The sequence below is a fragment of the Geodermatophilus sp. FMUSA9-8 genome (assembly GCF_037034165.1).
Lineage (GTDB): Bacteria > Actinomycetota > Actinomycetes > Mycobacteriales > Geodermatophilaceae > Geodermatophilus > Geodermatophilus nigrescens.
Genome location: NZ_JBAGKE010000015.1, coordinates 17,322 through 40,493 on the forward strand (window position 1 = coordinate 17,322; position 23,172 = coordinate 40,493).

The 23,172-nt window shown below is 75.8% G+C and carries 20 protein-coding genes; 17 read left to right on the plus strand and 3 right to left on the minus strand.

Annotation, left to right across the window (positions count from 1 at the left end; all coding sequences use genetic code 11):
- The first annotated feature begins 1 nt into the window (after position 1).
- The 5 genes from WA616_RS23720 to WA616_RS23740 are packed head-to-tail and all read left to right on the plus strand — an operon-like array spanning position 2 to position 6,056.
- Positions 2-1,504, plus strand: a complete 1,503-nt coding sequence (locus tag WA616_RS23720; RefSeq protein ID WP_336033742.1) for a uracil-xanthine permease family protein — start codon at positions 2-4, stop codon at positions 1,502-1,504.
- Positions 1,501-2,388 carry an FAD binding domain-containing protein gene (locus tag WA616_RS23725; protein ID WP_336033743.1) on the plus strand — a complete coding sequence of 296 codons (888 nt, stop codon included), beginning with the start codon at positions 1,501-1,503 and terminating at the stop codon, positions 2,386-2,388. The genes WA616_RS23720 and WA616_RS23725 overlap by 4 nt, the downstream gene beginning before the upstream one ends.
- Complete coding sequence (locus WA616_RS23730; RefSeq protein ID WP_336033744.1) at positions 2,385-2,921, plus strand: (2Fe-2S)-binding protein; 537 nt, start codon at positions 2,385-2,387, stop codon at positions 2,919-2,921. Before WA616_RS23725 ends, WA616_RS23730 begins: the two co-directional genes overlap by 4 nt.
- Positions 2,922-2,958: 37 nt before the next feature.
- Positions 2,959-5,373, plus strand: a complete 2,415-nt coding sequence (gene cutA / locus WA616_RS23735; RefSeq protein WP_336033745.1) for an aerobic carbon-monoxide dehydrogenase large subunit — start codon at positions 2,959-2,961, stop codon at positions 5,371-5,373.
- Positions 5,370-6,056 (plus strand): SRPBCC family protein, encoded by a 687-nt coding sequence (locus WA616_RS23740; protein WP_336033747.1) that lies wholly within the window; start codon positions 5,370-5,372, stop codon positions 6,054-6,056. Before cutA ends, WA616_RS23740 begins: the two co-directional genes overlap by 4 nt.
- 131 nt (positions 6,057-6,187) lie before the next feature.
- Here the strand turns inward: WA616_RS23740 and WA616_RS23745 are convergent, their stop codons facing one another.
- Positions 6,188-7,531, minus strand: coding sequence for a right-handed parallel beta-helix repeat-containing protein (locus tag WA616_RS23745; RefSeq protein WP_336033748.1), 1,344 nt, complete (start codon positions 7,529-7,531; stop codon positions 6,188-6,190).
- Positions 7,532-7,838: 307 nt separating this feature from the next.
- Between WA616_RS23745 and WA616_RS23750 the strand changes: the two genes are divergently transcribed.
- Both WA616_RS23750 and WA616_RS23755 read left to right on the plus strand, forming a co-directional pair.
- Positions 7,839-8,852: an ABC transporter ATP-binding protein gene (locus WA616_RS23750; protein WP_336033750.1), complete on the plus strand. Its 1,014-nt coding sequence runs from the start codon at positions 7,839-7,841 to the stop codon at positions 8,850-8,852.
- Entirely contained in the window at positions 8,849-9,733 is an 885-nt protein-coding gene (locus WA616_RS23755; RefSeq protein WP_336033751.1) for an ABC transporter permease, read from the plus strand. Before WA616_RS23750 ends, WA616_RS23755 begins: the two co-directional genes overlap by 4 nt.
- A 20-nt stretch (positions 9,734-9,753) precedes the next feature.
- Here WA616_RS23755 and WA616_RS23760 read toward each other — a convergent pair whose 3' ends face one another.
- Together WA616_RS23760 and WA616_RS23765 are read right to left on the minus strand one after the other, a co-directional pair.
- Positions 9,754-10,401, minus strand: coding sequence for a response regulator transcription factor (locus tag WA616_RS23760; RefSeq protein WP_336033752.1), 648 nt, complete (start codon positions 10,399-10,401; stop codon positions 9,754-9,756).
- Positions 10,402-10,778: 377 nt separating this feature from the next.
- On the minus strand, positions 10,779-11,510 hold the full coding sequence (locus WA616_RS23765; RefSeq protein ID WP_336033754.1) for a response regulator transcription factor: 732 nt from the start codon (positions 11,508-11,510) through the stop codon (positions 10,779-10,781).
- A gap of 366 nt (positions 11,511-11,876) precedes the next feature.
- On the opposite strand from WA616_RS23765, the gene WA616_RS23770 reads away from it, so the two are divergent.
- The 10 genes from WA616_RS23770 to WA616_RS23815 are packed head-to-tail and all read left to right on the plus strand — an operon-like array spanning position 11,877 to position 23,112.
- Positions 11,877-12,203: a TcmI family type II polyketide cyclase gene (locus tag WA616_RS23770; RefSeq protein WP_336033755.1), complete on the plus strand. Its 327-nt coding sequence runs from the start codon at positions 11,877-11,879 to the stop codon at positions 12,201-12,203.
- Positions 12,200-13,915, plus strand: a complete 1,716-nt coding sequence (locus WA616_RS23775; protein WP_336033757.1) for an acetyl-CoA carboxylase carboxyltransferase subunit alpha/beta — start codon at positions 12,200-12,202, stop codon at positions 13,913-13,915. Before WA616_RS23770 ends, WA616_RS23775 begins: the two co-directional genes overlap by 4 nt.
- A complete protein-coding gene (gene accB / locus WA616_RS23780; RefSeq protein WP_336033759.1) occupies positions 13,902-14,423 on the plus strand; it encodes an acetyl-CoA carboxylase biotin carboxyl carrier protein in 522 nt (173 codons plus the stop codon). Before WA616_RS23775 ends, accB begins: the two co-directional genes overlap by 14 nt.
- Entirely contained in the window at positions 14,420-16,150 is a 1,731-nt protein-coding gene (locus tag WA616_RS23785; RefSeq protein WP_336033760.1) for an acetyl-CoA carboxylase biotin carboxylase subunit, read from the plus strand. The genes accB and WA616_RS23785 overlap by 4 nt, the downstream gene beginning before the upstream one ends.
- A 9-nt stretch (positions 16,151-16,159) precedes the next feature.
- Positions 16,160-16,684 (plus strand): SRPBCC family protein, encoded by a 525-nt coding sequence (locus WA616_RS23790; RefSeq protein ID WP_336033761.1) that lies wholly within the window; start codon positions 16,160-16,162, stop codon positions 16,682-16,684.
- Entirely contained in the window at positions 16,681-17,634 is a 954-nt protein-coding gene (locus WA616_RS23795) for an ACP S-malonyltransferase (protein WP_336033762.1), read from the plus strand. Before WA616_RS23790 ends, WA616_RS23795 begins: the two co-directional genes overlap by 4 nt.
- Before the next feature lie 12 nt (positions 17,635-17,646).
- Positions 17,647-18,072 carry a cupin domain-containing protein gene (locus tag WA616_RS23800; protein WP_336033764.1) on the plus strand — a complete coding sequence of 142 codons (426 nt, stop codon included), beginning with the start codon at positions 17,647-17,649 and terminating at the stop codon, positions 18,070-18,072.
- Positions 18,069-19,355: a beta-ketoacyl-[acyl-carrier-protein] synthase family protein gene (locus tag WA616_RS23805; RefSeq protein WP_336033766.1), complete on the plus strand. Its 1,287-nt coding sequence runs from the start codon at positions 18,069-18,071 to the stop codon at positions 19,353-19,355. Before WA616_RS23800 ends, WA616_RS23805 begins: the two co-directional genes overlap by 4 nt.
- Positions 19,352-20,596: a beta-ketoacyl synthase N-terminal-like domain-containing protein gene (locus WA616_RS23810; RefSeq protein WP_336033768.1), complete on the plus strand. Its 1,245-nt coding sequence runs from the start codon at positions 19,352-19,354 to the stop codon at positions 20,594-20,596. Before WA616_RS23805 ends, WA616_RS23810 begins: the two co-directional genes overlap by 4 nt.
- Positions 20,593-23,112 (plus strand): FAD-dependent monooxygenase, encoded by a 2,520-nt coding sequence (locus WA616_RS23815; RefSeq protein ID WP_336033770.1) that lies wholly within the window; start codon positions 20,593-20,595, stop codon positions 23,110-23,112. The genes WA616_RS23810 and WA616_RS23815 overlap by 4 nt, the downstream gene beginning before the upstream one ends.
- Positions 23,113-23,172: the final 60 nt, after the last annotated feature.

The following is a 23,172-nucleotide window of genomic DNA, read 5'->3' on the forward strand; positions in this document are numbered from 1 at the left end:
CATGGCGTTCGGTTGGAAGCTCTACGGCGACGGGAAGACGCCACCGCTCGGTGAGGCGGTGGCCCCCGACGAGCGGCTGTCCTGGCCGCTCACCGTGGGCATCGGCGCCCAGCACGTGGTCGCAATGTTCGGCGCGACCTTCGTCTTCCCGCTCATCATGGGCCTGGACCCGAACCTCGCGATCATGATGAGCGGCATCGCGACGATCGTCTTCCTGCTCATCGTCAAGAACCGGGTACCCAGCTACCTGGGCACCAGCGCGGCCTTCGTCGGCGGCGTCGCCGCGATCCGCGCCAACGGCGGCGACTCCGGCGACGTCGTCGGCGCGCTGCTGGTCGCCGGCGTCGTGCTGGCCCTGGTCGGCCTGGTCATCCACTTCGCGGGCCTCGGCCTGATCAACAAGGTGCTGCCGCCGGCCGTCACCGGCGCCGTCGTCATGCTGATCGGCTTCAACCTGGCCCCGGTCGCCGCGGGCGTCTACTGGCCCCAGGACCAGTGGGTCGCGCTCGCCACGATGGCGTTCGTCATCGTCGCCTCGCTGGCGCTGCGCGGCTTCCTCGCCCGCATCGCCATCCTGCTCGGTCTCGTCTTCGGCTACCTGCTGTCGATCCTGCTCGACGCGACCGCCGGCCAGATCACCTCGCCCGACGGCACCGGCGCCGTGGTCACCCGCGACCGGATCAACTTCGACTCGGTCGGCCAGGCGGACTGGTTCGGCCTGCCCGACTTCACCGCGCCGAGCTTCTCGCTGAACTTCAGCCTGCTGGTCATCCCCGCCGTCATCGCCCTGGTCGCCGAGAACGTCGGCCACGTCAAGGCCGTGGCCGAGATGACCAAGCGCGACCTCGACCCGGTCATGGGCCGCGCGGTCTTCGCCGACGGCGTCGGCACGGTGCTCGCCACCTCGGTCGGCGGCTCCCCGACGACGACGTACGCCGAGAACATCGGCGTCATGGCCGCCACCCGGGTCTACTCGACCGCCGCCTACTACGTGGCCGCGATCGTGGCGATCCTGCTGGGCCTGGTCCCCAAGTTCGGCGCGCTGATCAACATCGTCCCCGGGGGCGTGCTCGGCGGCATCACCGTCGTCCTCTACGGCATGATCGGCCTGCTCGGCGCGAAGATCTGGAAGGAGAACCGGGTCGACTTCGCCAACCCGGTCAACCTCGTCCCGCTCGCGGCCGGGATCATCATCGGCATCGGCAACGTGACCCTCACCTTCACCGACGACTTCTCGCTCAACGGCATCGCGCTGGGCTCGATCGTCGCCGTCGTCGGCTGGCACATCGCCCGCGCGCTGGCCCCGGCCGACATGAAGGCCGCGCTCCTGCGCGAGGGCTCGGTGCCGGAGAGCGCGTCGTCCCTGGGCCACCACGGCGCCGGCCCGGCCGGCGGCCCTGCCGGCGGCTATGCCGACCCGCGCGGCGGGACCGACCCGTCGTCGGTCGACGAGGTGGGCCGCCCCGGCACCGGTACCCGTCGCAAGGACATGCTCGAGAAGTGAAACCCGCTCCCTTCCGCTACGCCGACCCCCGGTCCCTCGACGAGGCGCTCGACCTCCTGTCGGACGAGACGGGCGCCAAGGTGCTCGCCGGTGGCCAGTCGCTGCTCCCGCTGCTGGCCATGCGCCTCGCGGCGCCGGCCACGCTGGTCGACCTCAACCGGGTGCCCGGCCTCGACATGATCGAGGCGACCGGGGACGGCGTGCGGGTGGGCGCCCTGGTCCGCCACGCACGACTGCTCCGCCAGACCCCCGACGCGCAGGCCGCCGCCCGGGTCCAGCCGCTGCTGGCCCGGGCGACGGCCAACGTCGCCCACCCGGCGATCCGCAACCGCGGCACGACGGTCGGCTCGATCGCCCACGCCGACCCCTCCGGCGAGATGACGTCGGTGCTCGCGCTCACCGGCGGCTCGGTGACGGTCGCGACGCCGGCCGGCCGGGAGACCGTCGGCTGGCAGGACCTGTTCGTCGGCCCGCTGGAGACCTCGCTCGCCGGCGGCGCGGTCGTCGTCGACGCCTTCTTCCCCGCCCTGCCCGAGCGCTCGGGCACCGCCTTCGCCGAGATCGCCCGCCGCAAGGGCGACTACGCCGTCTGCGGCGCCGGCGTCGTCGTCACCCTGGACGAGGACCGCCTGGTGTCCGCCGTCCGGGCCTCCTACATCTCCGTCGGGCTGGTGCCCGAGGTGCACGACCTCACCGAGGCGGTGGCCGGCGAGCCGGTCGACAGCGCCGACTGGGCCGCGGCCGGCGCGCTCGCCCGCACCCTCGTCGACCCCGACACCGACATCCACGCCAGCGCCGACTACCGGCGGCTGCTCGTGGGCGTCCTGACCGAACGCACCCTGGCCGACGCCGCCGCCGAGGCCGTGCAGAGGAGCGCCGCGTGACCACCTCGATCGATCCGCCGCAGGTCGACAGCGAGCGGACCGTCTCCGTGACCGTCAACGGCGTGCACCGCGAGGCCACCGTCCCGGTGCGCCGCGTGCTGTCGGACTTCCTCCGCGACGACCTCGGCCTGACCGGCACGCACGTGGGCTGCGCGCACGGCGTCTGCGGCTCGTGCACGGTGATGGTCGACGGCGACCCGGTGCGCTCGTGCCTCGTGCTCGCCGTCCAGGTGCAGGGCGCGCAGGTGACCACCGTCGAGGGCCTGGCCCGCGACGACCACCAGGGCGGGCAGGTGCTCCACCCGGTGCAGGAGGCCTTCCGCGAGTGCCACGCCCTGCAGTGCGGCTTCTGCACGCCGGGCTTCCTCGTGACGATCGCCGCCGGGCTGGAGGCCCGCGACGCCGCCGAGGAGATCACCGAGGAGGAGGTCGACGAGCTCGTCGGCGGCAACCTCTGCCGGTGCACCGGCTACGCCAACATCAGGAAGGCCGTCCGGCACGCCGCCGCCACCATGCGGGAGGACGCCCGGTGAGGGCCTTCGCAGCGCCATCGGCCCCGGGGGACGCAGCATGACCACCAAGCTGTTCGGCGAGCCCGTCCGCCGGCGCGAGGACGCCCGCCTCATCACCGGCAGGGGCCGCTACCTCGACGACATCGGCTCCGGCGCGCTGGCCGCCGCCTTCGTGCGCAGCCCGCACGCGCACGCCCGCGTGCTCGACGTCGACGTGGAGGCCGCGCTCGACGTCGAGGGCCTCGTCGCCGTCTACACCTACGAGGACCTCACCGGCCCGATGGCCGAGCCGCTGCCGGTGCTCATCCCCCACCCGCAGCTGCACGCCCCGCGCACCGCCTACCCGCTGGCCAACGGCGTGGTGAACCACGTCGGCGAGCCCGTGGTCATGGTGGTGGCCACCGACCGGTACGTGGCCGAGGACGCCGCCGAACGGATCGTCGTCACCTACGAGGAGCTGCCGGTCGTCGTCGGCGTGGACGCCGCCCGGGAGGCGCGCGCCGCCGTGCACGAGGACGTCCCCGACAACGTCGCCGCGCGGCACCACCAGGAGACCGGCGACGTCGAGCCGGCGCTGGCCGCCGCGCCGCACACCCTGTCGTTCACGCAGTACATCGAGCGCAGCGCCTGCATGCCCCTGGAGGGCAAGGGCGTGCACGCCCGCTGGGACTCCGACGACGCCAGCCTGCGCGTGTACTCGAGCACCCAGGCCTCGACGTCGGTGCGCGCGGCGATCGCGGCCAAGCTGGAGCTGTCGCTGGACCGCGTCGAGGTGATCGCGCCCGACGTCGGCGGCGGGTTCGGCGTCAAGATCGTGCACCCGTGGCCCGAGGAGCTGCTGGTGCCGATGGCGGCGATCCGGCTGGGCCGCGAGGTCAAGTGGGCCGAGGACCGCCGCGAGCACTTCATCTCCAGCGCGCACGAGCGCCAGCAGCGGCAGGAGATCACCGTCGGGTACGACGACGACGGCCGGGTCACCGCGCTCGACGTGCACGTCTGGCACGACAACGGCGCCTACACGCCCTACGGGATCATCGTGCCGATCGTGACGGCGACCCAGCTGGTCGGCCCGTACGCGATCCCGGTGTACCGGGTGGTCGTGGAGAGCGTCTTCACCAACACCGTCATCGTGACGCCCTACCGCGGCGCCGGGCGGCCGCAGGGCTGCTACGCGATGGAGCGGACGATGGACCGCATCGCCGACGACCTCGGCCTCGACCGCGCCGAGGTGCGCCGGCGGAACCTGATCACGCCCGACCAGTTCCCCTACGACCACCACCTGACGTTCCAGGACGGCCGGCCGGTCATCTACGACTCCGGCGACTACCCGGGCCTGCTCGACAAGCTCGTCGCGCTCGTGGGCTGGGACGAGGCCGAGGCGCTGCGGGCCGACGCGCGTTCCCGCGGGAAGATGCTCGGCGTCGGGATGGCGCTCTACGTCGAGGGCACCGGCCCCGGCCCGTACGAGGGCGGGCACGTGCAGGTGCTCGGCAGCGGCAAGGTGCTGGTCTCCACCGGCCTGACCTCGCAGGGCCAGGGACACGAGACGGTGTTCGCGCAGATCGTCGCCTCCGAGCTCGGCGTGCCGATCGAGGACGTCGAGGTGCACACCGGCGACACCCGCCGCTTCGGCTACGCCGTCGGCACGTTCGCCTCGCGCGCCGCGGTGATGAGCGGCAACGCCGTCGCCCTGGCCGCCCGCGGGGTGCGGGAGAAGGCGATCCGGATCGCCGCCGACGTGCTGGAGGCCAACCCCGAGGACCTGGAGATCGACGAGGGCCTGGTGCAGGTCAAGGGCACGCCGGGCGCGTCGATCCCGCTGCGCACGGTCGCCGTCCTGTCCAACCCGCTGCGCTACGCCTTCGACGAGGCGGCCAAGCAGGCCACCCAGTTCGCCAAGGCCGGCTCGGACGACAAGCCGCCGGTGGCCGAGGGCGACGCGCCGGGCCTCGAGCACCGCGACTACTACTCGCCGATCCGCTCGACGTTCGCCTCGGGTGCGCACGCCGCCGTCGTGGAGATCGACCCGGCCACGTGGGAGATCGACGTCGTCCGGTACGCGGTGGTGCACGACTGCGGCAACGTGGTGAACCCGATGATCGTCGAGGGGCAGGTGCACGGCGGCGTCGCCCAGGGCGTGGGCGGGGCGCTGTACGAGCGGATGGCCTACGACGCCGACGGGCAGCTGCAGAACGCGTCGTTCATGGACTTCCTCATGCCCTACGCCTCCGAGGTGCCCGACATCGCGATCGACCACCAGGAGACGCCCTCGCCGCTCAACCCGCTGGGGATCAAGGGCGCCGGGGAGGCCGGGGTGATCCCCGGGACGGCGGCGATCGCCTCGGCGATCGAGGACGCGGTGGGCCGGCGGATCACCTCGATGCCGATCTCCCCCACCGAGCTGTACGACCTGATGAGGAACGAGACGGCGGAGCGGACGCAGGCGTCCCTCCAGACGGGAGTCCCCGCGTGAACCTCGACGGCTCGGCGGTGCTGCACGGCACGCCCGAGGAGGTCTGGACGGTCATCACCGACCCGGCGGTGCTCGCCAGGACGATCCCCGGCTGCGAGTCGCTGGAGCGGACAGGCGAGGACGAGTACCGGATGGACGTCGCGGTGGGGGTCGGCGCGATCCGCGGCACCTACGCCGGCGAGGTGCGGCTGACCGACCAGCAGCGGCCGTCGTCCTACGTCATGCACGCCTCGGGCGCGGGTGCGCCGGGCAACGTGCGGGCGAAGGTCACGATCACCCTGGAGCCCACCGACGAGGGGACGACGCTGACGTACTCGGCCGACGCCGTCGTGGGCGGGCCGGTCGCGGGCGTGGGCCAGCGGATGATCAGCGGCGTCGCCAAGCGGATGGCCGGGCAGTTCTTCGCCGCGATCGACGGCGAGCTGACCTCGGGCGCGCCGGTGGAGACCGCGCCGGCCGCGGCCCGCGCGTCGTCGGCGGCGGTGAGCTCGACCGACGCGGCGCCGGCGGGCGTTCCCGCGGGAACGCCCTCCGCGCCGGAGCCGCAGGTGTTCCGGAAGGCCCCCGCGGCGGCCGCGGCGCCGTCCTCGGACCTGCAGACGCTCGCCGTCGGCGCGCTCGGCGGCGCCGGGCTCACGCTGCTCGGCGTCCTGGTCGGCTGGCTGCTCGGCCGCCGGCGCTAGACGACGTCCCGTCCAGGGCGGTCCCGGCCGGTGCCGGGACCGCCCTGGACGCGTTCTCACCCCCGCACGGGCCCGGACACGCGCCGAGGGCGGCCCCGGCGGGTGCCGGGACCGCCCTCGGGCGGTGAGCCTCAGCTCGGGTAGGGCGCCCCGCACCACTCGGGCGGGATGCTCGCGTCGCACCGGTTGCCGCGGAAGTCGATCGGCCCGGTCGGACCGAACGGCGTGTTCGGCGTCGGCGCCCCGCGGAAGACGTCCATCTGGACCCGCGTCGGCGCGCCCTGGCCCGGCACGTACGCCTTGTTGTCGCCGAACCAGTTCCCGACCACCCGGATGTCGGTCAGCAGACCCGGGATGTCGTCATTCGGGTTCGGGTCGGTGCCGGGCGGCGGGGCGAACGTGAGCAGCGTCAGCCCGGCCGAGGGGAACGTCAGCGCCGGGGCCATCGGCGGGATGAACTGCGCCGGCGGGAGCGTCGGCACGTTGTCCCGGATGACGTTGGCCGTCAGCTTCACGTTCGCCGCGTTCACCACGGCCATCCCGACGCCGGAGATCCGCTGGTCACCGGCGCGGCCCTGCAGGCACCACCGGTTGTTCGCGGTGGACACGTTGGCCGTGATCCGCCAGTCGCCGCCCTCGACGTTGGCCGGGGACCCGGGGATCTCGGTCGCGGCGTCGTCGAAGGTCAGGATGCCGATGCAGTTGCCGCTCAGGTGGTTGGCGTCCACCCGGCCGCCGCTGGACTCCCGCAGGAAGATCCCCAGGTTGTAGCCGCGCACCCGGTTGGCCGCGATGAACGACCGCGAGTCCGCCGAGTCGCCGACCGAGATGCCGGCCGTACCGGCGTCGGGCGCCTGGCCGGTGCCCGCCCGGTCGACGCCCTGCTCGACGTTCCCGACGATGTGGATGTTCCGCGAGTTGCCGGCGATGATCCCGTACCGGTCGTGGCCGACGCCCTTGGTCCCGGTGACGGTGAACCCGTTCGCGTTCCAGGCCGAGATGCCGTTGGCGGTGTGGTCGACGGTCTGCAGGTCGCGGACGGTGACCGGCTTGTCGGGGTTCAGGAAGAACAGCGCGGAGACGTTGTCGGCGACGCCGGGCGCGTCCTCCTCGTCGGCGGCGTCCGTCAGGTCCCAGCAGGCGCGCTGCGCGATCTGGGCGTTGGTCGTGGCGCGGTCCCAGCGGATGACCGTCCGCTCGCGGCCGGCGCCCTGGATCGTCAGCCCCTTGTCCTCGATGCAGACCGCCTCGGTGTACGTGCCGGGAGCGATCCGGATCGTGTCCCCCGAGGCCGCCGCGTCGACGGCCGCCTGGATGGACTGGCCGGGGTGCACGTCCCAGGTGCGCCCACCCCCGCCCTCGGCGGACGCCACCCCGGGGAGTGCCGCCAGCAGCAGTGCCCCGGCCCCCGAGACGGCCAGGGCGCGCACCGCCCGGCCGCGGGACCGCGGTCTCGTCGTCGTGGTCGCGTCCATGGGTCGCCCTCTCCCGTGAGTGCGGTCGCGGCGGACGGGACGCCCACCGGCGGAACCTGTGAGGTGCCTGGCAACGGGCCACACCTTCCCTGTGGGCCTCGCGGGCTCCAAGCGGCCGCGGGTATGAACGTGCGCCCGCCCGAGGTCGTACGACCGGCTCCGGTCGGAGCCCGCGCGACCGCCGGAGCAGGCCGCCGTCCACCCCGGGGCGGGCACCCGCGACCCAGGTCGCACGCCCGGGGTCGGAACCGGACCGTCCTCCATCCGCGGCGTCGACAGCGCGGGCGGGTCGGGGCAGTCTCCGGCCATGCAGACCGCCACGGGGACCGTCGGGCAGCGTCCTGCGCCGGCCCCGCCGAGCCCCCGCACCCCCGACGCCGAGCCGGTGGTCACCACCGACCGCCTGACCAAGCGCTACGGGCAGCGCACCGTCGTCGACGCCCTGTCGCTGCAGGTGCGCCGGGGCGAGGTCTTCGGCTTCCTCGGCCCCAACGGGGCGGGCAAGACGACGACGCTGCGCATGCTGCTCGGCCTGGTGCGGCCCACCAGCGGCTCGGCCACCGTGCTCGGCCGGCCCGCCGGCACCTCCGTGGCGCAGGTCGGGGCGCTGGTCGAGGGGCCGGGGCTCTACCCGTACCTGTCCGGGCGGGACAACCTGCGGGTGCTCGCGCGCTACGCCGGCGTCGGGCCCGGCCGGATCGCCGCGGTGCTCGACACCGTCGACCTCACCGACCGCGCCGGCGACCGCTTCAGCACCTACTCGCTCGGCATGAAGCAGCGCCTCGGCATCGCCGCGGCCCTGCTCAAGGACCCGGCGCTGGTGGTCCTCGACGAGCCCACCAACGGCCTGGACCCCGCCGGCATCAGCGAGGTGCGCACGCTCCTGCGCCACCTCGCCGCCGAGGGCCGCACGGTGGTGCTCTCCAGCCACCTGCTCGGCGAGGTGGAGCAGATCTGCGACCGGGTGGCCGTGGTCGCCTCCGGCCGGCTGCTGGTGGAGAGCAGCGTCGAGGAGCTGCGGGGGCTCGGCCGGCTGGTGGTCGACGCCGCCCCGCTGGAGACCGCCGTCGCGGTCGCCGGCCGGCTGCTCGGCGCCGACCGCGTCTCCGTCGTCGACGGCGCCCTGCACCTGCAGGCCGCGCCCGGGGAGACCGCGGCGGTCAACCGCGCGCTGGTCACCGCCGGGGTCGACGTCACCGGGCTGCGCCAGGAGGCGCGCACGCTCGAGGAGGTCTTCCTGCAGCTCACCGACCCGGGTGACCCACCGCCCGCGGAGACCCCCGCAGCCCGCCCGCGCCGGCTGCTCCGGAGCGCCCGGTGAGCGCCGCCGTCGCCGCGGCGGGCGCCCGTCCGGCCCGCACCTCGGGGTCGCTGCCGGCGATCGTGGGCGCGGAGCTCCTCAAGCTGCGCCGCCGGCCGGCCACCTGGGTGCTGCTGGGCCTGTGGCCCGCCCTGCAGCTGGTCTTCAGCCTGCTCATCCCGTACATCAGCTACACCCGCGGCTCCTCCTACGAGGGCAGCCCGCCGGAGGTGCTGCTGGCGTCCACGCTGCCCGACCGGCTGGTGGGCAACGCGCTGTCGGGGCTGCCGCTGTTCGGCGGGGCGCTGCTGCTGACCCTCGGCGCGCTGCTGGCCGGCAGCGAGTACGGCTGGGGGACGCTCAAGAGCCTGCTGGCGCAGGGGCCGCGGCGGACGACCGTGCTCGCCGGGCAGCTGCTCGCCCTGGTCACGGTGCTCGCGGCCACCGTGGCGCTGAGCTTCGCCCTCACCGCCGCCGTCAGCGCCGCGATCGCCGGGGCGGAGTCCGCACCCGCCGACTGGCCGGGCCTCGCCGAGCTCGCCCGCGGGTTCGGCGGCGGCCTGCTCGTGGCCACCACCTGGGGCGCCCTGGGCGTGCTGCTCGGGACGGCGCTGCGCGGCACCGCGCTGGCCATCGGGCTGGGCCTGGTGTGGGTGCTCGCCGTCGAGAGCCTGGTGGTCAACGTGGCCGCGCCGCTGCTCGGGTTCTTCGACGCCCTCCAGCGCGGGCTGCCCGGCGTGAACGCGGGCTCGCTGGTGGCCGCGCTGGCCGGGGGCGACGTGCGCACGCCCGGCGTCGTCGCGGTGGTCGACGGCGGGCAGGCCGCCTGGGTGCTGGCCGCCTTCCTCGCCGCCGCCACCGCGCTCACCGCGCTGCTGCTGGCCCGCCGCGACCTCGCCTGAGGCCGCGGCGGGCCGCCCGCTCACGCGGCGGGTGAGGAGTCCCGGTTGACCAGGATCGCCAGCTGCGTGCGGCTGCGGACCCCGAGCCGCCGCATCGACGCCGTCAGGTGGCTCTTGACGGTGGCCAGGCTGAGGAACAGCCGCCGGGCGATCTCCTCGTTGCTCAGCCCCTGCGCCACCAGCTCGGCCACCTCGCGCTGCCGGTCGGTGAGCCGGTCCAACGGGCGCTGCGGCAGCCCGCCGGCCGCGCCGGGCTCGGCGAGGTAGCGCACCAGCTCGCTGGTGGCGGTGGAGTCGATGGCCGGCTCGTGGCGGGACAGCGCGCGCACGGCCTCGACCAGCCGCGCGGCGCACGCCCGCCGGGGCAGGTAGCCGCGCACCCCGGCGCGCAGCACCTCGACCAGGTCGCCGCAGGGGTCCTCGCGCGGCTCGGCGAGCACGAGGACCGCCGTCCCCTGCCGGCACAGGTCGCGCAGCAGTGGCAGCGTGGCGCCCTCCACCAGCCCCTGCCGGGCGACGACGACCTGGGCGGGCACCTGCGCGGTCGCCGCCAGGGCGCCGGGCAGGGAGGCGGTCTCGGCGACGACGGCGATGTCGGGCTGGGCCTCCAGCACCACCCGCAGGCCCAGCCGGAAGACCTCCTGGTCCTCGCACAGCAGCACCCGCACCAGGTGCGACGGCGGACGGGCGAGCTGCGGCCGGACGGGCCGCGGCGCCGGTCTCGGGCGCGGCGGTGCGGCACCGCCGGGTGCGGAGGCGGATGGTCCGTGCGGCCGGTGCACACGTGGGCCCGGCCGGATCGGGACGTCGTCGGCCATGTCGTTCCCCCCTGTCCGGCCGGCGACCGGCTCCGGGGACCGGGATCTCCGGTCCGACCGGATCCGCCCGACGGGACGGACCAGCCTGAACAGTCCTGCATCACCCCCGTGCGGACCGGATCGTGCTCGCGGTCACAGCGGGCGTCCAGGCAGTTGCCAGGGAGTCGCGCGACTCTCCGGGGCCGCTGGCCCGCCCTGCACGCTGAGTGACGACACGGCCACGGAATTCAGCCGCCGACGGGCCCGGCCTCCCAGCCCGGCCCCGGCCGCGCGACGCGGTTGACGTGGATGGCCAGCTGGGTGCGGTCGCGCAGGCCCAGCCGGCGCAGGGCGACGGTGATGTGGCCCTTCACCGTGGCGCGGCTGACCTGCAGCCGGGTGGCGATCTCGGCGTTGGTCAGCCCCTCGGCCACCAGCTCCGACACCGCCTGCTGCCGGGCGGTCAGCGGGTTGTGGCCGCCGGGTCCGAGGGTGCCGGGGCGGGCGCCGTCGAGGCGGGTCAGCAGCTCCCCGGTCACGGCCGCGTCGAGGAGGGTCTCCCCGCGCAGCACCGCGCGCACGCCCTCGACCAGCCGGTCGGAGCTCACCGTCGTGTGCAGGTAGCCCCGCGCCCCGGCCCGCAACGCCTCCACCAGGTCGCCGGTGCTGCCCGCCTCGCCGAGCAGCAGCACGGAGGTGCCGGTCGCGGTGAGCGCCCGCACCAGCTCGGGGATGCCCTGGCCGCCGGTGCCCAGGCCCACGAGGGTGACCTCCGGCCGCAGGTCGGCGGCGAGCGCCAGGGCCTCCCCGGCGTCCCCGGCCTCGGCGACGACGTGCAGGTCGGGCGCCCAGCGCAGCACCGCGCGCAGCCCGTGCCGCAGCACCTCGTGGTCGTCGCAGACGAGGACCGAGGCCGGGGCCTCGTCGATCGAGGTCGTCCCCCGGGGGCCGGGGACCCCGCTGTCCGGTTCGCCGCCCATGCGTCCGCTCCGCTCGGTCGGGTGCCCCGCGCCTGTCGCCGGGCCCGGACGCTAGCGACGGAACGGGACGGTCCGCCACAACCGCCGCGCCCGTGGGGCGTGCACCGGGCGGCGTTTCATACCCGGGTCGCGGTCCGCGCGCGCCGCAGGGCGGGTGCGCACCGATCCCCCGGCGCTGGACCGGGAGGCGCGGGCGACCCCTCCTCCGAGCGCCCGCCCCGGTGACCGGCCCCCTCCACCGCCGGGCGGGCGCGCGAAACCCGACCCGTGGCCGGTGCCCGGGCCCGGCGCGCGGTCCTAGCGTCGCCCGGCATCCGCCCCCGGCCGGCCGGTCCGCGGCCGGCCCGCAGCGACGCTGGAGTGCCCGTGCACCAGACGATGATCATCGCGAGGATGACCCCGGCCGACGCCGAGCGCGTCGCCGACGTCTTCGCCCGGTCCGACGCGACGTCGATGCCGCACGAGATCGGGGTGCGGCACCGCTCGCTGTTCACGTTCCACGAGCTCTACGTGCACCTCATCGAGTTCGACCGCCCGCCGGCCGAGGCGATGCGGGTGGCGCAGGAGCTGCCGGCCTTCCGGTCGGTCAGCGAGGAGCTGCGGCCCTACATCGCCGCCTACGACCCGGGCTGGCGCTCGCCGCAGGACGCGATGGCGCGGCGCTTCTACGAGTGGTCGGCGGACCGGCCGTGACCGCGACCACCCCGGCGCGCCGCCCGGACGCGGCCCCGCGCGCCGCGGACTGGGTGAGCTGCCCGGGCTGCGGCTGGCTGCTCTACCGCAAGCGGCTCGAGCGCAACCTGTCGGTCTGCCCCGAGTGCGACCACCACCTGCGCCTGGGCGCGCGGGCGCGGATCGAGCTGCTGGCCGACGCCGGGTCCTTCACCGAGCGGGCCTGCCCGCCGGGGCCGGCGGACCCACTGGCGTTCAGCGACCTGCGCGACTACCCCGACCGGCTGGCGGAGGCCGCCGTCCGGTCCGGGGAGACCGAGGCCGTCGTCACCGGCACCGCGCGCATCGGCGGCACCGCGGTGGTGCTGGCCGCGATGGACTTCGGGTTCCTCGGCGGCAGCATGGGCGTGGAGGTGGGCCGGCGCGTCAGCGCCGCGGCCGACCTGGCGGTGGAGCAGCGGCTGCCGCTGGTCACCGTGTGCGCCAGCGGCGGCGCCCGCATGCAGGAGGGCGTCCTCTCGCTGTTCCAGATGGCGCGCGCCGGGCAGGCCTACGCCCGGCTGCGCGAGGCCGGGCTGCTGTCGGTGTGCGTCCTGACCGACCCCACGTACGGCGGGGTGTCGGCGTCGTTCGCCACGCTGGCCACCGTCCTGGTCGCCGAGCGCGGCGCGCACGTCGGGTTCGCCGGACCCCGGGTGGTGCAGGAGACCATCCGCGCCGAGCTGCCCGACGACTTCCAGACGGCGGAGTTCCTGCTGGCCCACGGGCTGGTCGACCGGGTGGAGGGGCGGGCCGAGCTGCGCCCGCTGCTGGGCCGGCTGCTGCGCCTGCACGCCCGGCCCGAGCCGGACGCGCCCGCCCCGGCCGCCGCCCCCGCGCCGGTCCTGCGCGAGGCCGACCCGTGGGACGTCGTCCAGCGGGCGCGGGTGGCCGAGCGGCCGACGACGCTGGACCACCTCGCCGGCTTTGACGACTTCGTCGAGCTGCACGGGGACCGCACGCACGCCGACGACGCGGCCGTCGTCGGGGGCGTCGCGTCCCTCGGCGGCCGCACCGTGGTGGTGATCGGCCACGAGAAGGGCCACACGGTGCGCGAGCGGGTGACCCGCAACTTCGGCATGCCGCACCCCGAGGGCTACCGCAAGGCGATGCGGCTCATGGCGCACGCCGAGGCCGCGGGCCTGCCGGTGGTCACCCTCGTCGACACCCCCGGCGCCCACCCGGGCCCGGAGGCCGAGGAGCGCGGCCAGTCGCACGCCATCGCCGAGACGATCATGCGCAGCAGCCGGCTGCGGGTGCCGGTGGTCGCCGTCCTCACCGGCGAGGGCGGCAGCGGCGGCGCGCTGGCGCTGTGCACCTCGGACTCGCTGCTGGTCAGCGAGAACGCCTACCTGTCGGTGATCAGCCCCGAGGGCTGCGCGGCGATCCTGTGGCGGACGGCGTCCGCGGCCCCGGCCGCCGCCCGCGCGATGCGGCTGGGCGCGGGCCACCTGCTGGCGAGCGGCATCGCCACCTCGGTGGTGCCCGAGCCGCCCGGCGGGGCGCACGCCGACCCCGCGGAGGCCACCCGGCTGGTCCGCGAGGCGGTGGCCGCCGAGCTCGACGAGCTGTGCCGGCTCGACGTCGGCACGCTGCTGGCCCGGCGCGCCGCGCGGCTGTCGCGGATCGGCGGCGAGGACGCCCGGCCGCTGCGCGTGGTCGCCCCGGGGGGTGACGGACGTGCGGCCCGCTGAGCTGCCGCCGCGGGCCGACGGCGGGGCGGGCGAGTCCCGCCCGCTGCACGAGGAGGTCGTCGACCTCGCCCGCGCGCTGCCCGGACCGCTGCGCCGGCTGACCGTGCGCAGCGGCGACCGGGCGGTGGAGGTCGAGTGGGCCGGCACGCCGGCGCCCGCGGCGGCCCCCGTACCGGCCCCGCAGCCCGGCGGGCTGACCGCCGTCGCCCCCGCGCCGGCCGACCCCGGGCCGGAGCCGGAGGTGCCGGAGGGCACCGTCGCCGTCCGCGCGCCGCTGGTGGGCACCTTCTACGCCGCCCCCTCCCCAGGCGCCGAGCCGTTCGTGCGGGTCGGCGACGAGGTGGAGGCCGGCCAGACGCTCGGGATCGTCGAGGCGATGAAGCTGATGAACCCGATCCTCGCCGACGCCGCCGGGGTGGTCGCCGAGATCCGCGCCGGGGACGCGGAGTCCGTCGAGTACGACCAGGTCCTGCTGCTGCTGCGGCCGCCGCCCGGGGGCGCCCGGTGATCGGCCGGCTGCTCATCGCCAACCGGGGCGAGATCGCCGTCCGGGTCGCCCGCGCCTGCCGGGAGCTCGGCATCGAGGTGGTCGCCGTCCACTCCACCGCCGACCGGCGCTCGGCCGTCGTCGAGATGGCCGACGAGGCCGTGCACATCGGCCCGCCCGCCCCGCGGGCGAGCTACCTGCACGTGCCCAACGTCGTGGAGGCGGCGCTGCGCAGCGGCGCCGACGCCGTCCACCCCGGCTACGGGTTCCTCTCCGAGGACCCCGACTTCGCCGAGATCTGCGAGACCGAGGGGCTGACCTTCGTCGGCCCGCCGCCGGAGGTCATGCAGCAGGTGGGCAACAAGGCGACGGCGCGGCGGCTCATGGCCGCGGCCGGGCTGCCGCTGCTGCCCGGCGTCGTCGACCCGGTGCGCACCGCCGAGGAGGGGCAGGCCGTCGCCGACGAGATCGGCTACCCGGTGATCATCAAGGCCGCGGCCGGCGGCGGCGGGCGCGGCATGACCGTGGTGCGCGACCCGGCCGACTTCGCCGAGGCCTTCACCACCACCCGCACCGTCGCGCGGGCGGTGTTCCGCGACCCCGCCGTCTACGTCGAGCGCTACCTCTCCGGCGCCCGCCACGTCGAGGTGCAGGTGCTGTGCGACCAGCACGGCGCCGGGGTGTACCTCGGCGAGCGGGACTGCTCGCTGCAGCGCCGCCACCAGAAGCTGCTGGAGGAGGGCCCGGCCGGGCACCTGACGCCGGAACAGCGGGCCGCGCTCGGCGAGATGGCGGTCCGCGGCGCGCTGTCGGTCGGCTACACCGGCGCCGGCACCGTGGAGTTCCTCGTCGACGACGCCGGGCGCGCCTACTTCATGGAGATGAACGCCCGCATCCAGGTCGAGCACCCGGTCACCGAGCTGCTCACCGGCGTCGACCTGGTGCGCGAGCAGCTGCTGGTGGCCGGCGGCGAGCCGCTGCGGCTGCGGCAGGAGGACGTCGTCGTGCGGGGCGCCGCGGTGGAGTGCCGGATCAACGCCGAGGACCCGGCCCGCGGGTTCGCCCCCGCGCCCGGCCGGCTCGACGTGCTGCGCGTGCCCGACGGGCCCTGGACCCGCTTCGACACCGGCTACCGGCAGGGCGACGAGGTCAGCCCGCACTACGACTCGCTGCTCGGCAAGCTCGTCGTCTGGGCACCCGACCGCGAGCAGGCGCTGCGCCGGATGGACCGGGCGCTGGCCGAGCTGCGCGTCGAGGGCCCGGGCGTGCACACCACCGCCGCCCTGCACCGCGCCCTGCTGCGCGACCCCGACGTGCGCGCCGACCGGCACGACGTCCAGTTCCTCGACCGCCGGCTGCCCGACCTGCTGGTCCGGGCCGCCGCGATCGCCGCGTGCCCCGAGCCGTCGCTGCCCGCGCTGCGCGGGCCCCTGCACCTCGTCCCGGACGGCGAGCCCGCCGTGCCGGCCGATCCGCACCCCCGTCCCGAGGAGGACACCGTCATGCCCTTCAGCCAGTCCGACCTCATGCAGCTGCTCACCGAGAAGGCGGGCCTGCCGCAGGAGGCGCACAGCACCGACCCCGACGCCCGCTTCGCCGACGTCGGCCTGGACTCCCTGGCGTTCCTGTCCATGCAGACCGAGCTGCACGACCGGTTCGGCACGACCATGCCCGACGACGACCCGGAGGCGTACACCTTCGGCGAGATCGTCGAGACCGTCCGCGCGGCCGCCTCCCAGCCGGCGTAGGCGGGCGTCGTGACCACCACCGACCACCGGCAGACCCTGACCGTCGGACACACCGACAACGAGATCGTCATCGACGCCGGCATCGACCACGTCTGGGCCATGACCAACGACCTCGCGTCGTGGCCGGACCTGTTCACCGAGTACCGCTCGGTGGAGATCCTGGAGTCCACCGACACCTGGTTCCGGTTCCGGCTGACCATGCACCCCGACGAGTCGGGGCGGACGTGGAGCTGGGTGTCCGAGCGGACCCTCGACCCGGCCGCGCGCGAGGTGCGCGCCCGCCGCGTGGAGCCCGGCCCGTTCGAGCACATGGACATCCACTGGACCTACACGCCCGAGGGCGACCGCACCCGGATGCGCTGGGTGCAGGACTTCCGGATGCGGCCGGAGGCGCCGGTCGACACCGAGGGCATGACCCGCCGGATCGACGCCAACAGCAAGGTCCAGATGTCGGTCATCAAGCAGAAGGTGGAGGCGGCCGCCCCCACCTCGACCGGCACCGCGACCGGCACCGCGCGGGGGGCCGAGGGGTGACCGCGGCGCGGGGTCCGGCCGTCGTCCTCCCCGGCGAGGACGGCTCCCGGCCCGGGATGGTCGACCCGTGGCTGGCCGACCCGGTGGCCGCGGCCACCGTGGCCGGGGTCGACGCCGTCGTCGGCCGCGACGTCGCCGCCTGGTGGCGGGACCCCGCGACCGCACCGGACCCCGTCGCGGCCCACCTCGAGGTGGTCGTGGCCGGGGTCGCCGGCTACCGCAGCCTCACCGCCCGGGGCCTCAAGCCCGTCGCGGTGGCCGGTCACGGCGTCGGCGAGTTCGCCGCGCTCGCCGCCGCCGGCGCCCTGCCACTGGACCAGGTGGTGGAGCTGGTGCACTGGCGCGCCGAGCTCCTCTCGCTGGCCCCGCGGCCCTCCTGCGCCGGGCAGGCCGCCGTCCTCGGCCCGGGTGCCGCGGCGATCGCGGCGGCCGCCGTCGCGGTCGCCGGGGCCGGCGGGCCGCTGTGCATCGCCGCCCTCGACGCGCCCGAGCGGGCGGTGCTCGCCGGCGGGCGGGCCGAGCTCGCGCACGCCGGCGAGCTGGTCCGCGCGGCGGGGCTGGAGCTGGTGCGGCTGCCGGGCCGGGCGCCGTGCCACGGGGCGCTGGTCCGCCCGGTGGCCGACCACCTCACCGCCGCGCTCGCCGACCTCGACTGGTCGGCGCCCGCGCTGCCCGTCGTCCCCAACGCCGACCCCGTGCCCACCCGCGACCCCGACCGGCTGGCCGCGGCCCTGCGCCGCCACCTCACCGCGCCGGTGCTGTGGGAGGCCACCGCGCACGCGCTCGCCGGCACGGGCGCGACGGCGCTGCTCGAGATCGGCGCCGAGCCGCTGGTCGGCCCGTGGGCGGCCCAGACCGTCCCGGGGCTGCCCGTCCGCCTGGTGAGCGGGCCCCTCCCGCCCGCCCCCGAAGCCGTCCCCGGTCCCGCGCTCGCGGGCTCCGTGACCTGACCGAGGAGAACCATGACGACCATCCAGCACGCGCCGGCCACGCCGACGCGGTGCGGCCCCACCGTCTCCCGCGCCGACACCCCGCCCAACCGCCGGCGCGGCGGGGACATCCGCGTGCTGCTGTCCCCGGCCAGCGTCGGCTCCACCGCCGGCTTCATGGGGACGCTCACCCTGCAGCCCGGCGAGGTGGTGACCGAGCACTGGCACCCCTACTCGGAGGAGTTCCTCTACTGCTCGGCCGGCGACGTCCTGGTCACCCTCGACGGCGAGCCGCGGCGGCTGGTCGCGGAGTCGGCGGTGCACATCCCGATCGGGGTGCGGCACCGCATCGAGAACGACTCCGCGACGACCGCCGAGTTCGTCTTCCTGTGCGGCCCGCTCGCGCCGCGGCCCGAGCTCGGCCACGTGGACACCGAGCTGCCGCCGGGCGTGCGGTGAGCGCCGGCCGGCGGCGGGTCGTCGTCACCGGGATCGGGGTGGTCGCCCCCGGGTCGATGGGCCGGGAGGGCTTCTGGGACATGATCACCGCGGGCCGGACGGCGACCCGCCGCATCACCTTCTTCGACCCGGCGCGCTTCCGCTCGCAGGTGGCCGCGGAGGTCGACTTCGACGGGCGCAGGCTCGGGCTCACCGCCCAGGAGGTGTTCCGCACCGACCGCTTCGTGCAGATGGCGATGGTCGCCGCCGACGAGGCGGTGGCCGACAGCGGGCTGGCGTTCGGCGCCGACGGCGGGCCCGACCCCGACCGGGTCGGCGTGACGCTGGGCAGCGCCGTCGGGGCGACGATGCGGCTGGAGCAGGAGTACGTGTCGGTCAGCGACGCCGGCCGGCTGTGGGAGGTCGACCCGCGCTACGCCTCCCGGTTCCTCGCCTCCGCGCTGGTGCCGAGCTGCGGCGCCACGGAGCTCGCGGTGCGCTTCGGCGCGCACGGGCCGGCGACCGTGGTGTCCACCGGCTGCACGTCGGGCATCGACGCCGTCGGCTACGGCGCGCAGCTGGTGGAGGACGGCGACGCCGACGTCGTGATCGCGGGGGCCAGCGACGCCCCCATCTCGCCGATCTCGATGGCCTGCTTCGACACCATCCGGGCCACCACCGACAGCAACGACGACCCCGAGCACGCGTCCAAGCCGTTCGACGCGCGGCGCAACGGGTTCGTCATGGGCGAGGGCGCGGCGGTGCTGGTGCTCGAGGAGCTCGGCCGCGCCCGCGCGCGCGGCGCGGAGGTGTACTGCGAGGTCACCGGCTACGCCAACCGCTGCAACGCCTTCCACATGACCGGGCTGAAGCCCGACGGCACCGAGATGGCCGAGGCGATCACGGTCGCGCTCGGCCAGGGCCGCACCGACCCCGACGAGGTCGGCTACGTCAACGCGCACGGCTCGGGCACCAAGCAGAACGACCGGCACGAGACGGCGGCGGTGAAGAAGAGCCTCGGCCCGGCCGCCGGTCGGGTGGCGATGAGCTCGATCAAGTCGATGGTCGGGCACTCGCTCGGCGCGATCGGGGCGATCGAGGTGGCCGCCACGGCGCTGGCGGTGCAGCGCGGCGTGCTGCCGCCGACGGCGAACTACGAGGTGCCCGACCCCGAGTGCGACCTGGACTACGTGCCGCGGACGGCCCGCGAGCAGAAGGTCGACGTCGCCCTCTCGGTGGGCAGCGGGTTCGGCGGGTTCCAGTCGGCGATCGTGCTGGCCGCACCCACGCGGAGGGAGTCGTGACGGGGCTGCTGGTCACCGGGATCGGCGTCGTCGCCCCCACCGGCGTCGGCGTCGAGGAGCACTGGGCGTCGCTGGTCCGCGGGGAGCCGGCGATCCGGCCGGTCGAGGGCTTCGACTCCGAGCGCTACGGCGTCCCGCTGGCCGGTCAGGTGCGCGACTTCGTGCCGGCCGACCACGTGTCGCCGCAGCTCATGGTGCAGACCGACCGGTGGACGTGGATGTCCCTGGCCGCCGCGACGCTCGCGGCCGAGGACGCCGGGTACACCGCGCCGGAGGACGTCTACGCGACGTCGGTGTTCCTCGCCTCGGGCTCGGGCGGCAACGAGTTCAGCCAGCACGAGATCCAGGGGCTGTGGGCGAAGGGGCCCCGGTCGGTGGGCGCCTACCAGTCGATCGCCTGGTTCTACGCGGCCTCGACCGGGCAGGTGTCCATCCGCGACGGGTTCAAGGGGCCCTCCGGCGTCGTCGTCAGCGAGGGCGCCGGGGGACTGGACAGCATCGGCTGGGCCCGGCGGGTGGCCCGCCGCGGCACGCCCGCGGTACTGGTCGGCGGCACCGAGGCGGGGCTGTGCCCGTACGCGGTGCTCTGCCAGGCCACCGGCGGGCGGCTGTCGTCGGCCACGCGCCCCGAGGACGCCTACCTGCCCTTCGACCGGCGGGCCGACGGGCACGTCGTCGGCGAGGGCGGGGCGATCCTGCTGCTGGAGGAGCCCGGGGCGGCCGCCGCCCGCGGCGCGACGAAGGTGTGGGGCGAGGTGGCCGGCTACGCGGCCACCCACGACGCGCACCACCACGAGGACCCGGCCCCGGACGCCGTCCAGTACGCGCGGGCGATCCGGCTGTCGCTGGCGGACGCCGGCGTCTCCCCGGACGAGGTGGACCTCGTGATCGCCGACGGCGCCGGCGTGCCGGAGCTCGACCGGCTCGAGCTCGAGGCGCTCGGCGCGGTGTTCGGCGGGCGCGCCACCCCGGTGCCGGTGACCGCGCCGTCGTCGTTCACCGGGCGGCTGATGGCCGGCGGGTCGGCGCTCGACGTCGCGACGGCGCTGCTCGCCATGCGGGCCGGGATCGTGCCCGGCACCGCCTTCCTCACCGATCCGGTCGAGGCGCCGCCCGGGGTCGACCTGGTCACCGCCGGGCGCGTGCAGGACCTGTCCACCGTCGTCGTCCTCGCGCGGGGCGCCGGCGGCTTCAACAGCAGCCTGGTGCTGCGCCGACCCGCGGGAGGACCCACGTCATGACCACCCTGGAGGAGCGGCCGGCCACCGCGCACGACGGCGCGGTCCGCACCCTGCTGCGGATGCGCGTGCGGGAGGGCTGCGAGCAGGCGTTCGAGGAGGCGTGGCGGGAGGCGGCGGCGCAGATCGCGACCGTGCCGGGCAACGTGCGGCAGGAACTGCTGCGCGACGCCGCCGACCCGCGCACCTTCCTCGTCGCCGCGGACTGGGCCGACCGGGCGGCGGTGGACGGCTTCGGCCGGTCGGAGGCCCGCGAGACGCTCACGGCAGCGCTGCGCGACCTGCGCGAGGACGCCGACCGCAGCACGTTCGAGGTGCTCTACGGCATCACCGGCGGCGAGCAGGCCTCGCACGTGCGGGTGGACATCAGCACGAAGGTGGCGCCCGGCGAGGAGGAGGCGTTCGAGCGGGCCTACGCGGTCGTCACCGACCGGCTGCGCGGGACGAAGGGCCTGATCCGCGAGGAGCTGCTCCGCGAACCGGACTCCGACCTCTACCACATCTTCGCCGAGTGGGAGTCCGACGAGGACTTCCGCAACTGGGTGGAGGACCCCTCCCACGCCGACCAGAGCGGGCCGCTGATCCGCTGGCTGTCGGTCTTCTTCCAGCGCAAGCTCTACGAGATCCGGTTCCGCCCGCAGGAGGCCGGCGTGCGGGGGATCCGGGCCGCGTCCGCGCCCCCGGTCCCGGCTCCCGCTCCCGTCCCGGCGGCGGTCCCGGCTCCCGCTCCTGTCCCGGCTCCGGCTCCGGTGGAGGCCCCGGCGGAGGTGCCCGCCCCGCGGGCGGCGGTGTCCGAGCCGGTGACCGCACCCATCGACGTCGGCTCGCTGCCCTCCCCCGTGCCGGCGCCGCCGGCCGCCCGCACCCGGGCGGCGTCGGAGGTGCTGGTCGTCGGCGCCGGCCCGGCCGGGCTGACCGCCGGCATCGAGCTGGCCCGCCGCGGCGTCGCCGTCCGCGTCGTCGACAAGCGCCCGGAGGCCTCCACCCAGGCGGACAAGGCGATCGGCATCCACTGCCGGACGATGGAGATCTGGGAGGACCAGGGCGTCGTCACCGAGGCGATGGACGCCGGCAGCTGGCTCTACGGCCAGACGGTGTTCGTCAACGGCAAGCGGACCCACCAGGTGGACTGGTCGGGGCTGGAGGAGCTGCCCTACGCCCACCTCGGGCTGCCCCAGTACGAGACCGAGCGCATCCTCACCGGGCGGCTGCGCTCGCTCGGCGTCGAGGTCGAGCGCGGGGTCGAGCTCACCGGCTTCACCCAGGACGACGAGGGCGTCACCGCGACGCTCACCCACCCCTCCGGCGACGTCGAGGCGGCGCGGGCGGCCTACCTGGTCGGGGCCGACGGCGCGTCGAGCGCGGTGCGCGCCCAGCTCGGGCTGCGCTTCGAGGGCGGGCTGTCGATGTTCCCGCAGCTGTTCATGCTCGGCGACGTCGACGTCGACTGGGAGATGCCGCCCGGGCACCTGGTGCGCTGGGTGCGCATCGAGGACGACGGCGACTTCACCGGGATGCTGGTCTGCGTCCCGCTGCGCGGCCGGAACCGCTACCGGGTGGCCACGCTGGCCCCCAAGCGGCTGCAGGACACGATCGGCACCGGCGTCGTCCCGCCCGGGTTCTGGAAGGAGTACGACCCGCCGGGGCTGGCCGACATCCAGGCCGCGATCGACGACCTCGGTCCGGCCGGGACGACGGCGAGCAACCTGCGCTGGTCGTCGATCTTCCGGATCAAGCACGGCATCGTCGACCGGTACCGCGAGGGCCGGGTCTTCGTCGCCGGCGACGCCGCGCACCTGCACCCGCCGGCCGGCGGGCAGGGCATGAACACCGGCATCCAGGACGCGTGGAACCTGTCGTGGAAGCTGGCGCTGGCCGTCCGCGGGGAGGCCTCGCCCGGCCTGCTCGACAGCTACGACGCCGAGCGGCGCCCGGCGGGCAAGGCGATCGTCGACCGCGCCGTGGCCATCGCGTTCACCGACGAGATGGACATGGAGGACGAGAAGGCGCAGTTCCTGCTCGAGATGCAGATGACCATGAACTACGCCGGCAGCCCGCTGGTGGGCGAGGACGCCGGCCGGCCGGGCGCGCGCGACGGGTTCGACGGCGGCCCGGAGCCGGGACACCGGGCGCCGGACGTGACGGGGCTGCGCCGGTTCGGCGTCGCGCACGACCTGCGGGTCTTCGACCTCACCCGCGGGACGCACGCCACGCTGCTGCTCTCGGCGGACGGCACCGCCGACCCCGGCGCGCTCGAGGAGCTGGCCGCGGCGGTCCGGCGCGACACCCGGGGGCAGGTGCGGCCGTACCTGGTGCTGGCGCCGGGCACGCCGATCCCGCCGCTGGTGGAGCTGCCGGTGCTCACCGACCCGGACGGCCGCTTCCGGGCGGCCTACGGGATCGCCGGCGCGGGGACGGCGGCCTACGTCGTCCGGCCCGACGGGCACGTCGGGTTCCGCGCCCGGCCGGTGCGCGAGGACACGCTGCGGGAGCACCTGGCCGGCGTCTACGCGCTCTGATCCCACCGTCCCCGCCCGTTCCTCCCGGCACGCCGTGGCGCGTCGGGAGGAACGGGGGTG

Excerpts from the sequence above, each read along its gene's own strand:
- WA616_RS23720 (WP_336033742.1), top strand. The coding sequence starts at position 2 with ATGGCGTTCGGTTGGAAGCTCTACGGCGACGGGAAGACGCCACCGCTC.
- cutA (WP_336033745.1), top strand. The coding sequence starts at position 2,959 with ATGACCACCAAGCTGTTCGGCGAGCCCGTCCGCCGGCGCGAGGACGCC.
- WA616_RS23745 (WP_336033748.1), bottom strand. The coding sequence starts at position 7,531 with ATGGACGCGACCACGACGACGAGACCGCGGTCCCGCGGCCGGGCGGTG.
- WA616_RS23750 (WP_336033750.1), top strand. The coding sequence starts at position 7,839 with ATGCAGACCGCCACGGGGACCGTCGGGCAGCGTCCTGCGCCGGCCCCG.
- WA616_RS23765 (WP_336033754.1), bottom strand. The coding sequence starts at position 11,510 with ATGGGCGGCGAACCGGACAGCGGGGTCCCCGGCCCCCGGGGGACGACC.
- WA616_RS23800 (WP_336033764.1), top strand. The coding sequence starts at position 17,647 with ATGACGACCATCCAGCACGCGCCGGCCACGCCGACGCGGTGCGGCCCC.
- WA616_RS23815 (WP_336033770.1), top strand. The coding sequence starts at position 20,593 with ATGACCACCCTGGAGGAGCGGCCGGCCACCGCGCACGACGGCGCGGTC.